The organism is Streptococcus mitis (assembly GCF_016658865.1).
Lineage (GTDB): Bacteria > Bacillota > Bacilli > Lactobacillales > Streptococcaceae > Streptococcus > Streptococcus mitis_BT.
In genome coordinates, this window is the sequence record NZ_CP067992.1 from 1,113,914 (window position 1) to 1,126,872 (window position 12,959).

Annotated in this window: 13 protein-coding genes; 1 reads left to right on the forward strand and 12 read right to left on the reverse strand. The window is 39.1% G+C overall.

Translation table 11 applies throughout. The features are described from left to right. Window positions 1-75: 75 nt before the first annotated feature. The 12 genes from topA to efeO all read right to left on the reverse strand — a co-directional run bounded on the left by topA (window position 76) and on the right by efeO (window position 12,383). On the reverse strand, window positions 76-2,163 hold the full coding sequence (gene topA, locus JJN14_RS05415; RefSeq protein WP_201058063.1) for a type I DNA topoisomerase: 2,088 nt from the start codon (window positions 2,161-2,163) through the stop codon (window positions 76-78). Window positions 2,164-2,280: 117 nt separating this feature from the next. After that, window positions 2,281-3,129, reverse strand: coding sequence for a DNA-processing protein DprA (gene dprA, locus JJN14_RS05420; protein ID WP_201058064.1), 849 nt, complete (start codon window positions 3,127-3,129; stop codon window positions 2,281-2,283). 87 nt (window positions 3,130-3,216) lie between these two features. Then, a complete protein-coding gene (locus tag JJN14_RS05425; protein WP_201058065.1) occupies window positions 3,217-3,906 on the reverse strand; it encodes a sugar phosphate nucleotidyltransferase in 690 nt (229 codons plus the stop codon). An 11-nt stretch (window positions 3,907-3,917) separates the two neighbouring features. Next, entirely contained in the window at window positions 3,918-4,796 is an 879-nt protein-coding gene (locus tag JJN14_RS05430) for a DMT family transporter (RefSeq protein WP_201058066.1), read from the reverse strand. Beyond that, the gene (gene licA / locus JJN14_RS05435; protein ID WP_201058067.1) at window positions 4,786-5,655 is read right to left on the reverse strand and encodes a choline kinase LicA; all 870 of its coding nucleotides are present in this window, start codon (window positions 5,653-5,655) and stop codon (window positions 4,786-4,788) included. Before licA ends, JJN14_RS05430 begins: the two co-directional genes overlap by 11 nt. A gap of 16 nt (window positions 5,656-5,671) precedes the next feature. Beyond that, on the reverse strand, window positions 5,672-6,694 hold the full coding sequence (locus tag JJN14_RS05440; protein WP_049488776.1) for a ribitol-5-phosphate dehydrogenase: 1,023 nt from the start codon (window positions 6,692-6,694) through the stop codon (window positions 5,672-5,674). 4 nt (window positions 6,695-6,698) lie between these two features. Then, window positions 6,699-7,406, reverse strand: a complete 708-nt coding sequence (locus JJN14_RS05445) for a 2-C-methyl-D-erythritol 4-phosphate cytidylyltransferase (RefSeq protein ID WP_004259627.1) — start codon at window positions 7,404-7,406, stop codon at window positions 6,699-6,701. Window positions 7,407-7,741: 335 nt separating this feature from the next. Continuing rightward, window positions 7,742-7,912 (reverse strand): twin-arginine translocase TatA/TatE family subunit, encoded by a 171-nt coding sequence (tatA, locus tag JJN14_RS05450; protein ID WP_020902402.1) that lies wholly within the window; start codon window positions 7,910-7,912, stop codon window positions 7,742-7,744. Beyond that, entirely contained in the window at window positions 7,896-8,627 is a 732-nt protein-coding gene (tatC, locus tag JJN14_RS05455; RefSeq protein WP_201058068.1) for a twin-arginine translocase subunit TatC, read from the reverse strand. Before tatC ends, tatA begins: the two co-directional genes overlap by 17 nt. Next, a complete protein-coding gene (locus JJN14_RS05460) occupies window positions 8,628-10,316 on the reverse strand; it encodes an FTR1 family protein (protein WP_201058069.1) in 1,689 nt (562 codons plus the stop codon). Next, entirely contained in the window at window positions 10,291-11,505 is a 1,215-nt protein-coding gene (efeB, locus tag JJN14_RS05465; RefSeq protein ID WP_201058070.1) for an iron uptake transporter deferrochelatase/peroxidase subunit, read from the reverse strand. Before efeB ends, JJN14_RS05460 begins: the two co-directional genes overlap by 26 nt. A 5-nt stretch (window positions 11,506-11,510) precedes the next feature. After that, complete coding sequence (efeO, locus tag JJN14_RS05470) at window positions 11,511-12,383, reverse strand: iron uptake system protein EfeO (protein WP_201058071.1); 873 nt, start codon at window positions 12,381-12,383, stop codon at window positions 11,511-11,513. 185 nt (window positions 12,384-12,568) lie between these two features. On the opposite strand from efeO, the gene JJN14_RS05475 reads away from it, so the two are divergent. Beyond that, window positions 12,569-12,868, forward strand: a complete 300-nt coding sequence (locus tag JJN14_RS05475; protein WP_000981526.1) for a YbaB/EbfC family nucleoid-associated protein — start codon at window positions 12,569-12,571, stop codon at window positions 12,866-12,868. Window positions 12,869-12,959: the final 91 nt, after the last annotated feature.

Below are 12,959 nucleotides of genomic sequence, written 5' to 3' on the forward strand. Positions count from 1 at the left end.
AGTTTCGCATACAATGATGAATTTTGTCAAGCTCCAACCAAAAAGAGCCTGAAATTAACTTTCAGGACTCTCCTCTTATTTAATCTTTTCTTCTTCGTAGTCGCCATTACTACATACAACCTGCTTGCCACCACCACGGACTTTTTTCTCCATGAGGAAGTTGCCACATTTTGGACAGTCACGACCAACAGGCTTGTCCCAAGAGGTAAATTCACAGTCTGGATAGCGATTGCAACCATAGAAGAGGCGGTTACGTTTGGTTTTACGCTCAATGATTTGTCCCTGATGACAACTTGGACACTCAACACCAATCTCTTTCACGATTGCTTGGGTATGACGGCAATCTGGGAAATTGCTACAAGCGTAGAACTTACCAAAACGACCAAGTTTAATAACCATTGGACTGCCACACACTTCACAATCAAATCCAGCTGGTTCATCCTTGATCTGGATTTTTTCCATTTCTTCTTCAGCCTTGGCCACTTCTTTAGAGAATGGTTTGTAAAAGGAGTCTATAACACGTTGCCACTGCTCTTTTCCGACTTCGACATCATCCAGCTTGCCTTCCATTTCAGCTGTAAAGGTCACATTTACGATATCTGGGAAATATTCAACGATGAGCTTGTTAACAATTTCTCCCAACTCTGTCGGTTCAAAACGTTTGGATGCAAGGCGAACATAATAACGTTTCTGAATGGTTTCAATGGTTGGCGCGTAGGTTGACGGACGGCCAACACCATTTTCCTCCAAGGTCTTGATAAGGGTCGCTTCAGAATAACGGGCAGGTGGTTGGGTGAAATGTTGCTCTGGTTTGCTATTGACCTGTTTGACCACATCTCCCACAGCCATATCTGGTAACATCTTATTCTTGTCAGAATCATTATAAATGGCAAGATAACCATCAAACTTAACCTGACTACCATTTGCAGCAAATTGAACTCCATTTTGAGACAATTTAACAGCCATGGTATCAAAGACAGCAGCTGTCATCTGGCTAGCTACAAAACGATTCCAAATAAGAGTATAAAGCTTGAGCTGATCCTTATCCAGATACTTAGCGATGCTTTCAGGTGTATTAAAGACACTAGACGGACGAATAGCCTCGTGGGCATCCTGAGCTCCTGAAGCATTTTTGACCTTGCTACCATGCTTAGAATACTTGCTACCAAAACGGTCCGTGATGAAACTTGCTGCTTCATTCTGCGCTACAGGACTGATACGAGTCGAATCGGTACGCATATAGGTAATCAAACCTTGAACACCAGAACCGATATTAATTCCTTCATAGAGCTGTTGGGCAACCATCATGGTTTTTCGAGTACGGAAATTGATTTTATTGGCAGCATCCATCTGCATAGATGAAGTGGTATAGGGTAATGGAGCATTGCGTTTGCGCTCTTTCTTATCTACTTGATCCACTGAAAAATCTTTACTAGTCAGACGAGATAAGACTTCCTTGACCTCATCATTACTAGTCAGTTTTAGCTTTTTACCATCTACTCCATAGAAGGAAGCCTGAAATTGCTTGGTTCCCTTCTTAAAGACACCATCAATTGTCCAGTATTCTTCAGGCTGGAAGGCGTTGATTTCATTCTCACGGTCAATGATGAGTTTAAGGGCAATGGACTGTACGCGCCCTGCTGACAAACCCTTCTTGACCTTTTTCCACAAAATAGGCGAAATCGAATAGCCTACCAAGCGGTCCAAAACACGACGAGCTTGTTGGGCATCTACCAAGTCCATATCAATCTTGCGCGGTTCTTTAAAAGCATTTTTGACTGCATCCTTGGTGATTTCATTGAAGACCACACGGTTGGCATCATTTTCATCCAAGCTGAGAATATGAGCCAAATGCCAAGAAATCGCTTCTCCTTCACGGTCCGGGTCACTCGCCAGAAAGACTTTATTAGCTTTTTTAGCTTCTTTTTTCAAGTCATTGATAAGAGGACCTTTTCCTCGGATATTGATATATTGCGGTTCATAATTATTTTCAATATTGACGGACATACTAGATTTCTTCAAATCACGGATATGGCCGACGCTGGCTAAAACCTTGTAGTTTCTGCCGAGATATTTTTCAATCGTCTTGGCCTTAGCAGGCGACTCCACGATTACTAGATTTTTTTTAACTGTTGATTTTTTCTTTTTTGTTGCCGTAGCCACAGTATCACACCTTTTCAAAGTAATAAACTTTATAAAGTGTAAACCATTTTGCCATAACTGTCAAGACTTAGCTCCTATATATAGAAGAAAAGTTGGTTTAAAAAGCAAAATTTCGTCTTAAAATTCAAATTCCGCAAGAACATCTTGCCCACTGGTGACCAATTTTGCTCCTTCTTGAATCAAATGATGACATCCATCAGATAGTCCATCTAAAATGCTACCAGGAATAGCAAAGACATCGCGCCCTTCTTCCATTGCTCGCTCACAGGTAATAAGACTACCTGAGCGCATCTTAGCCTCTGCTACAATCACACCACGACAAAGTCCAGCAATGATGCGATTACGGGCAGGAAAATGAAATTTCAGAGGTTGTTCACCAGGTCCATATTCACTGATAACCAGATGGTCATTGCTGATGTAGTCTTGCAAGCGTTTATTGGCTTTAGGATAAATCACATCCAGCCCTGTTCCAATCACTGCAATGGTTTTGCCACCACTCTGGAGAGCTGCCATATGAGCTGCTGTATCAATGCCCTTAGCAAGACCACTTACAATAACCAGTTCATTTTCCAAGCCTTGAATGACTTTTTCAACTGACTTAGCTCCCTGTTTGCTACAAGCACGACTACCCACAACCGCTACTTTTGGAAATTTCAAGAGATCCAGATTTCCCTTGTAAAATAAAAGCACAGGCGCATCATAAATTTCACTCAGGTCCCAAGGGTAACAGTCGTCTAAAATAGAGAAAGATGGAAATTTTTGAAATTCTTTCTCCAAATGCGCATCGTCTATCTGAAAATAACGTTCCATAAAAACAGCTGGATTTCGGCAACCTGATATATCTGCAATATCACCCAACAAAAGCTCCTGATCAACATTTTCACCGTATTCTAGCACTTTCAAAACCTGTTGATTGGTCAAACCTGATTTTTTTAACTTATAGATTTCATAGTTTGTAATTTTCATAAATAACTCCATTTCTTTTTCTACTCATCTATTTATTCGTAAAAAATCAAAAAAACATCCGACTATTTCAGCCAGATGTTGGAATTTTTAATTTTCGTTTTTAAGAATTTCTTCTAATTTATGATAGTCTTGGACACTATCGATTTCATAGATACTATTGCCTTCTAATTCTTCAACATAGACATCTAGCTCTTTGATATTGTCCTTAACCATATTGTCCCAGTAGAGATCAACAAATTCACCACTTGCATAAGCCTTGTCGATAAAGCTGACAATCTTTTCTGCTGTTAGAGCATCCCAGAAAGATACACCACTAAGAATACGACCTGCCTTGCTATCAACAATGATGTCTTGAACCTTGTAGTCATCTCCATAGACCAAGAACCATTCGTTGGTACAATCTTCACGATAAACACTAAAATAAGTCGAACGTGTTAAATCATTACGGAACATATTTTTAAAGAGATAGTTATCTGCATCAATAACATAGCTGTTGGCCAATTCTTCTTTTACAAGATAGAGAGAGTAAAAGTTATTGTAATCAGCGTATTTATCATTGAAAACGAGGCGAACACCGTATTTTTCTTTCAAATAATCGAATTGTTCCTTAAGGTAACCAACGATGATGATGATGTCATTGATTCCTTTTTCTTTGAGAAACTCAATTTGGTATTCAATCAAAGGTTTTTGATTAACCTGAACCAAGGCTTTAGGGGTATTTTCAGTCATAGGACGCAAGCGAGTTCCCAATCCCGCTGCTAAGATGATGGCTTTCACACGAATCTCCTTTATTCTTTAATAATAATATAAACTCCAGCAATGACGACAAGTGACGTAATAATTGTCAGCATATCTAACGGTGCACCTAAGAAAATAACTGCAAACAAGACAGTCCATACTACATAGCTCACGTTAAGACCTGTAGCCTTGGCTGGTTGCAAGCGATTTATAGCAATATAATAAGCCAAGTAGGAAATCATATCAAAGGCTGCAAAGACAATCATAAGACCTAGCAATTGCCCATTGGCCACTTCTGCAAATGACTGATGAGAGAAGAACACAATCACAAGATAGGACAAGAATGAAGTTACTTGACGGATTAAGAGGGCTTCGATTTCACTCAGTTCACTTTCCATAGCAAAAGAGCTAAGAACACTCTCACTTCCCCATGCAATAGCACAAACCAAAGCACAGAGAATCCCAATGTAGAAGGAATTAACCTGTTCAACCTTATAGGTCTGAGCAATTATCCCTCCAATAATCAAGACAATCCCAAACACAGTATTTTTCGAAATCTTGTGCTTCAAAAAGAAGAAAGCCAATAAAACTGAAATCGCAGGATAAATAGCCGATACTGATGACGCTAAAGAACTTCCGATATACTTAACTGCATAAAGATTGGCCTGCATACCGATAGGACCAGCTAGCAAGGCTCCGATAATCACACTCACATTGCGAATATTTAAGAAAATTGAAAGACGAACTTTTCCTTCTTTTACTAAGAGAAAAACTAGTAAGATAAAGATGCTCAAGAAATCGTGAGCAGCGGCCACCACAAAGGGCGACAAATCTGTAAAAATTGAAAAGATGTAAGCGCTGATTGTTAGACCTAAACCCCAGAAAACACCTGAGAGTAGGCCGAAGGAAACTCCATTTTTATTTTTCATCTGAACCTCCATAATAGGACAAACCTTTAACAGCTCTTTGGTAACGATTTACACCATAGTCACCAAAATCTGCACCTTGCTCTTCTTTATAGACTGTCCATAGACTCCAAATAGTATCTTGTAAAATTTTATAAATAGCAATCTTTTCACGAGAGACAGGTGTTTGGTCACTCTCATAGCGAGACAAGAAGGCTTCTTCCTCTTGAAGAGTGAATTCAGACTCTAAAAAGAGAGCAGCCAAATCCCACATTGGATCGTTCATTGATGAATATTCCCAGTCAATCAGATAAAGACGTCCTTGAGGTGATTCGATAAAGTTTTCAGGCACCAAATCGATATGACAAGATTTTCTGTCAACACCTAAGTCAGCCAGTCTTTTCTCCAAGGAGAAGACTTCTTCTCGAACAGCTTCATAGTTGGCATAAGGGATTTTCTCTTCAATCAAGGATTCGTATTTTTTGATTTCTTCAAACGGAGCAAATTCTCCTCTTAATTCCTTGCCAGAAGCATGAATAGTTTGTAATATTGGAGCAATTTTATCAAATTTGGTCTTGATCGACGTTGAATCCAGCGTAATCGCAGATTCGATATACTCATTAACTTTGATACCAGCTTCAATATCAAAAAGATAATTTTTTACATCTAAGTCTAAATCCTTTAGTAGTTCAAGATTATACTTTTCATCTTGACGATTGATCAGCTTTTCTGTCCCTTTACCAAAAAACTTAACAATGTATTGCTTATTTGTTGTTTTGGCCAAATAGTTTTGATTGGTCATTCCCCCCAGTTGTTCAACACTGAGGACTTCCTCTTCTTGACTAAGTAAGGAAGAAATTTTTTCTTTAATGATTTTCTCCACAATTAACCTCCAGCACTTATACTTCCCACTTAAACACGGTTTTAAAGGCTGTATTTAAATCGGTAGCAAAGACACGGTGAATATCTTTAATTTCTCTTACAGGTTCTTCTAGATAAAGGATATTTTTAAGACGATTAGCGAATTTCTTGACTTCCATCATTTGAATCGCATTTTCAAAATCAATGCGACCAGAACGAGAGGAACCAACCAAGAGCAAACCTTTTTCTAAGGCATCGCGTGTATTGAGATTGACTTTATACTCACTAACTCCCATCATGAGAATCGTTCCCTGAGGACGAATGTAGCGAATCAAGTCATTAATAGCTGGTCCAGTACCATCACCACCACAACACTCAAAAGCATGGTCAAAGGCCAAATCTTCAGGAATATTATCAGTAATATAGCATTCCTTGGCAAAAGAGAAGAGTTCCAACTTTTCCCAATGACGACCAATAACCACAATCTCTGCTTCTGGTAGAGTATAGTTGATAATATTGGCAACCACAAAAGCTAAACTTCCATCTCCGATGACGGCGATTCGGTCCCGCTTGCTATGAGCAAGTGTCAATAAGCGATTCATAGCATGCATACCGACACTGACAAACTCTGTAATGGCTGCAACCGTATCTTCGATAGCATCATAAGGCACCACACGATCTTTAGGGAGAGAAACAAATTCTCTCATAAAGCCATCAAAGCCACTAGACAAGAAATGGGTCCCTATCATGTAGTTTTCATAGAATTCTTCATCACTCTGCATAGGAGGCTGATTGGGAATCATGACAACTTTTTGACCAACCTCGTAGGTTCCTGTCGGGTCAGAAATAACGGTTCCACATGACTCGTGAATCATTGCCATTGGAAGTTTTTTATTCAAAATCTTCGGGTCACGTTTTCCTTGGTAGTAACGCTGATCCGCATGACAGACCGCCATATAATTAGGGCGGATGAGGATATGATTCTCTTGGTCAATAGCCTCTTCCTGATATTTGACATTGATAAACTTAGGCTTTGTTAGTTGGTAAATTTGATTAATCATTTTATTACTCTTCCTCAATCATGCTTTTTGCAATCTTCAAATCTGTTACTGTAGTAATTTTCAGATTTGAATATTCACCCTTAGCCAAGGCTACATCTTTTCCTTTGATTACAAAGATTTTACATGCATCTGTTAAGATTTCTTTCTCTTCGGCAGAGAGAGAACCGTAAAGATCCATGAAGTCCTTGCAACGGAATGTTTGAGGTGTTTGTCCTTGATAGAGGTGAGCACGATTTGGAATATCTGTAATAAATTGACCGTTAGTACTTTCAACGATAGTATCAACCGCTTCTACCACTGTGTCCACTGCGTCATGATTTTGAGCAAGTTGGATATTGTCCTGAATCATGCGAAGCGTAATAAATGGACGAACAGAATCGTGGGTAACAACGATGTCCTCTGGAGTAAGCGGACGATAAGCATCAATGGCTTCAATGATTTTCTCAATACTCGTATTACGGTCAGCACCACCTTTTGTAATGATGATACGATCCTTATGAAGAGGTAGATATTTATCTACAAGATCCTCTGCATGGGAAACCCAGTCTCCATGAACCCCAACCACAATTTTTTCAATACTTGGTTCCAAGACAAATTTTTCAATTGTATGAATCAAAATAGGTCTATCACCTAGCTCTAAAAATTGTTTTGGCAAATTACTGATTCCCATACGTGTGCCAGTTCCACCGGCAAGAATTCCTGCATAAATCATCTATTTTCTCCTTTGTCTTACTAAAAAAACTTATTCTCTCTATTATACCACAATCTAGTCCTATCATAAAAGAAATACTAGTCATCCCGTTCTAGAATAGGAGGATTAAGCAGTTCCATTATTCAAAGAAACTAGTCCATTTCTAGTAGTGACTAGGAATTCAATAGTCATTACTAATAAATGGCTGTGAAATTTTAGAGTTCTTCAGAATAATATAGTTTTCTTAAAGAAAGCTTAAATTTATATTTTCTTAATACAAGAAAAAGCTAGGAAATGATAAATGTCCAATAGAGACACACTTCCTAACTTCTTATTTTTAGTAAAACTCACCAGTCTTAATCTTTCTTATCTTGATTTTCAGTTCCTTTAACTGCTTTTTTAAATTCAGACAGCATTTTACCGATTGACTCTCCTAGTTCAGGCAATCGCTTTGGTCCGAAGATCAAGAGAGCTCCTAAAACAATAATAATCAATCCTGGTGCTCCGATATCACGTAAGATTCCCATTTCTCTCTCCTTTCTGCTTGCGTTTCATAATGTGTTTGCTGATAGCAATACTCAATTCATAGAGTAATATCAAGGGGGCAGTCATTGCCAAATCGCTGACAAAGTCAGCTGGTGTCAAGATGACTGCGAGTACCAATAAAATAAAATAAGCATATCGGCGATAAGTAATCAATAATTCTGGTCCAATGAGTCCAATTGACGTTAAAAAGGCAATGATAACTGGCAATTCAAAAATCAGAGCCAAAGGCAAGGTCGTTTGAAAAACAAAGGACAGATAATTTTGAGCGGTTAACTGCGTTTCAAATAGACCTTCTCCTAGCCCTAATAAAACCTGAAGTAAGACTGGTGTTACAAAGTAAAAACCAAAAGCCAGTCCAACTAGAAAACAAAGGAAACTAGCTGGAATATAGGCAAAAATCGCTCTAGCTTCTTCCTTCTTTAGACCTGGCTTGATGAAAGACCAAATATGATACACCGTATAAGGCAAGGTGATGGTAAAGGCCATCAGACTAGCCAAACGTATGTATATCCATAAAATATCATTAGGGCCTAAAACAATCAACTTTTGCTGAAAAGCTTGGGTCACATACTGGTAAATCTGGTCTGCAAAAAGCAAGGAGACACAGAATACCAAAAAGAAGCAAATGACCACTGCCAATAATCTCTTTCTAAATTCTACCAAATGTTCAACGATTGTCAATTCTTTTCTATCCATCTATTTTTCACCCTGCCTGAAAGTGACAATCAAGACAATAACAACAAAGACTAGCTGGCTAACCAAACCTTCCCAACTTGGATAAATTCCAAGTAAGTCGATTGTTGGAAATCCTGTCAGCAAGTGATTTGGTACCATATTAGTCAACTGAAGAGCGTGGACACTAACCCCTAGAATCTTGAATGCCAAAGCATAAATCATCCAAGTCAAGATAAAGAAGACCTTATGAGGCAGGAAGAATTGACTGGCCTTGTTCATCACAATAGCAATAATTACCAGAACCAGCAAGGCAAGTGAAATTCCCAAGACAAATTCAAAACTGGAAATTCTTGGTAAAATCCCAACATAAAAAAGAATGGTTTCTGCTCCCTCACGGAAAACAGCTAGAAAACTGAGGGCAAACATGGAAATGAAAGAACCTGTTTTAGTCACTGTTTCCATTTGCGACTCCATAAAGGCATTCCATTTTTTGACAGAAGATTTGCTGTGGAGCCAGATTCCAATCAAAATCATCATAGCAACTGCAAAAATCCCAACTGCTCCTTCGATGATTTCACGATTGGAGCCTGATGTTACTGCTGGAAAGGCAATTTGCAGAATAAAAGCAATAAGAAGACTGGCCATGATTCCAGTGATAGCACCACCATAAACCCACTTGAGGCCTTTTCGCAACTTGGCTGCTTTCAAGGTTGTCACCAAGGCCATAACGATTAAGAGAGCTTCTACTCCTTCTCTCAAGAGGATCAGCATAGCATCAAAGGCATTGTAACGTGCGCTAGTATCAATTTGTGATAGATCTGCAATTAGTTTTTCTAATTTTTCTTGGTATTCCTTCTCACTTCCTTTGACCATAATCACAGGGCTTTCACTCTCCACTCTAGTATAGAGGGATGGATTGGTCGTGCTGACAGAACCTTCAATAGTTGGCCAGATAGTAATAAATTCCTTCATACTAGCTGCTCCTGATGGTAAATCACCAGCTTGGAATTGTTCCAAAGCCTTCTTCAAAAGGGCAGTGCCGTCTTTAAGACTCAAATCAGAAGATGCTTCTGCGACTTCTTTTCCACTCACAAAATCATCAATAGCCTTTTTCAAGTCCTCAAAGGAAGTTTGAATCGAGTTAAAATCTGTAGGCTCGGTTTCCATGCTACTACGTAGAAAGGAAATAGCTGTTTCAACACGTCCATAATAGGCCGTACTGTTGTCACGAACCACACTTTCATTGATGGTCCAAGTAGAATTCATTTTCTTAAAGGCCTCTCGAACCTTTTCCAAATCTTTGGAGGCAATGGCTTGTTCCAAGGCTTCAAAACGAGGACTTAGACGGTTAACCAATTTTTCCTTTTCCGCATCTAAGTCAACAGGATTTTGTTCTTTTTCAAAAGCCAATAAGGCTGAAGAAAGTTGGGTGAGTTTGTCTTCAGTAATCTCACCTGAATGGGCTAACTTTTCCTTAACGACTTTACCAGCATCAGAATTGCTATCTTCCACTCTTTCAAAATCTGATGACATCTCTGTAACGAGTTTCTGGGCCTCAGACTTATTACCATTTTTGACTGCTTTGGACGCATCTGTGATTTTCACAAAGTAAGAACTCAAACTCTCTTGGGCACCTACTGGGGAAAAGATTAAAAATAACAGAGCAAAAACCAAGAACCAGCTTTTAGCCTTCCAATAATTTCTGACCAATGTAGCCTCCTTTCTTCACACCACCAAAGCAAGCAAAGAGTCCACTACCGATGTGAGTGATGTATTCATTCATCTTATCTGTAGCACCTAGATTGGTTTGAACCTTGACAAAGTTATCTGGATCCTTCTGGAAAGAAATGAAGAGCAAGCCCGTATCAAACTGACCAGTCTTTTCATCAATCCCATCTGAGTAAGAATAAGAACGACGCAAAAGGGGCTTGTCCACTTCCTTGGCTAAACGAACATGCGAATCATCTGGCAAAAGACTCAAATCCACTTCATCAAACTCGTTCTTCTTACCAAAGGGGGCACCACTTTCCTTGTAACGACCAAAAGTATTTTCTTGTTCTTCAAGACTAGTGCGGTCCCAGGTCTCTAAAAACATCTGAATCCGACGCACTGCCATATAAGAACCATTTTCCATCCAGTCCTTACTATCAGCCCAGATAACGCGGTCAAAGTCTTGCTCCTTGGTTGGATTTGCTGTTCCATCTTTAAAACCAAAGAGATTACGCGGTGTTTCCATCCGGTCACCAATAGCTGCAAAACCAGACTGACTCCAACGAAGGGTCACTGCATTTCTCCCCTTACGGATGAGATTGCGAATGGCATGAAAGGCAACCTGCTCATCATCTGCACAGGCCTGGATGACAATATCCCCGCCAGTATATTTTTCACGTAATTGCTCCTTAGGAAAAGGCGGTAAATCTCTGAACAATTGAGGACGCTTGTTTTCCAAGTTCATCTTTTTCAAGAAACTTGCAGACACACCAAAAGTCAGGGTCAAACGATGCGGATTGAGCCCGACTGTCTCACCAGTATCACTCGGAGGTAAGAGAGCATTCTGGCCATCTTTTTTGACCAATTCTCCCTCTACTAATTTGGCACTATAATCTGTCCAATCCTTAAACAACTGGATAATCTTATCCTTATCTGTCGTATGCAAATCCAAGACAACAAAATAGATATTCTTTTGCATGGGCGTACTAATGCCTGCTTGATGCTTGCCGTAAAAAGCAATTTTTTCATTTCCGTACGAGATTTTTTCCTGATTCCCAAGCTTAGGTGCGAAAAAAGCAGAAGCACCAGAGAGTCCTAGCGCTAAACCAGCCCCTCCAATCCCTGCTTTTTTTAGAAATTCTCGACGGTCCATTTTCTTCTCAAAAAACTTTTCGTCTTTTTCAGTCATGACTCTTATTCTCCACTAAGAAATTTACCCATTTGTGATAGAGGCTCACCAAGTTTTGTCACAGCTTCTGACAATTCTTTGGTATCTTCTTTTGTCAAATCTGTGTAGAGCTTGTAATGTTCCTTGTCAGTCATGTGTTTATCCAGCAAACTATTAACAGATTTGAAATCAACTTCTAATTCTTTAACTAAATCAGCATCTGATTTTTCTAGTAATGGTTTAAAGAGTTGGAAAATCTTCTCAGCTCCTTCGATATTGGCACGGAAGTCATACAAGTCTGTATGAGAATAAATTTCCTCTTCACCTGTAATCTTACTTGTCGCTACTTCATTAAGCAAGTCAACTGCTCCAGTCAACATAACCTTGTAATCCACATCTACAGTTGCAATCTTGGCTTTCAATTCCTTGATATCATTGACTAATTGATCGCCATAGCTTTCAGTTCCTTTAGTTGTATTGTCTTCCCAAAGGATACGCTCGATACGGTGGAAACCTGACCAACCTTCTTCTGTCTTGTTTTCGTCCATGTAGTCTGCCAAACGGAAGTCAATCTTGACATCTGACTCACCAAAACTCTCGGCAATCGGTTCTGAACGCTCATAAGACATACGAATCAGTGGATAAACCTTCTTGGCTTCTTCTAACTTACCTTCTTTCAACAGTTTGACAAAGCCTTCCGTATCTGTCAAGAGTTTATCAATTTGCTCTTGCACAAAAATCTTATAGTCAGCAGTGGCCTTATCAAGCATTTTTTGCTTGTCTTCAGAAAGGGCTGTCACCTTAGACGAATCACTTGTGTTGCTTGGCTTAGATTGGTTGTTAGCACAAGCTGTCAATAGCAAGGCTGAAGATAAAAGGACAAAACCTAGTTTTTTCATTGTTTACTCCTATTGGTTCAGGAAACCTGAATTAATTTTACGTTTCATTATACCATGTTTTCACTCATTTTTCAATGAATTGTCAGAAAATTTAATGTTTTAAATTTATACTAATAATAGACTTTTAACTTCAAAATTGATAAAATAAAAAAGAAAATAATTGGAAAAGGAAACTATATATCACCATGATGAACATGCAAAATATGATGCGTCAAGCACAAAAACTTCAAAAACAAATGGAACAAAGCCAAGCAGAACTTGCGGCTATGCAATTTGTCGGCAAATCTGCTCAAGACCTTGTCCAAGCGACCTTAACTGGAGATAAGAAAGTTGTCAGCATTGACTTCAATCCAGCTGTCGTTGACCCAGAAGACCTTGAAACTCTTTCTGATATGACCGTTCAAGCAATCAACTCTGCTCTTGAACAAATCGATGAAACTACCAAGAAAAAACTGGGTGCTTTCGCTGGGAAATTGCCATTCTGAGCATAAGAAAAAAGCTCCATAATATCTGTAGATAAGTCTCCTACAGATATTATGGAGCCTATTTTGTTGTCTTCAAAAGCCTGAAAACATC

What these genes read in the sequence shown, in the direction of transcription:
- tatA (WP_020902402.1), bottom strand. Translation starts at nt 7,912, where the DNA reads ATGGGAATCTTACGTGATATCGGAGCACCAGGATTGATTATTATTGTT.
- JJN14_RS05430 (WP_201058066.1), bottom strand. Translation starts at nt 4,796, where the DNA reads ATGAAAAATAAAAATGGAGTTTCCTTCGGCCTACTCTCAGGTGTTTTC.
- JJN14_RS05445 (WP_004259627.1), bottom strand. Translation starts at nt 7,406, where the DNA reads ATGATTTATGCAGGAATTCTTGCCGGTGGAACTGGCACACGTATGGGA.
- efeO (WP_201058071.1), bottom strand. Translation starts at nt 12,383, where the DNA reads ATGAAAAAACTAGGTTTTGTCCTTTTATCTTCAGCCTTGCTATTGACA.
- JJN14_RS05475 (WP_000981526.1), top strand. Translation starts at nt 12,569, where the DNA reads ATGATGAACATGCAAAATATGATGCGTCAAGCACAAAAACTTCAAAAA.
- dprA (WP_201058064.1), bottom strand. Translation starts at nt 3,129, where the DNA reads ATGAAAATTACAAACTATGAAATCTATAAGTTAAAAAAATCAGGTTTG.
- tatC (WP_201058068.1), bottom strand. Translation starts at nt 8,627, where the DNA reads ATGGATAGAAAAGAATTGACAATCGTTGAACATTTGGTAGAATTTAGA.
- efeB (WP_201058070.1), bottom strand. Translation starts at nt 11,505, where the DNA reads ATGACTGAAAAAGACGAAAAGTTTTTTGAGAAGAAAATGGACCGTCGA.
- JJN14_RS05440 (WP_049488776.1), bottom strand. Translation starts at nt 6,694, where the DNA reads ATGATTAATCAAATTTACCAACTAACAAAGCCTAAGTTTATCAATGTC.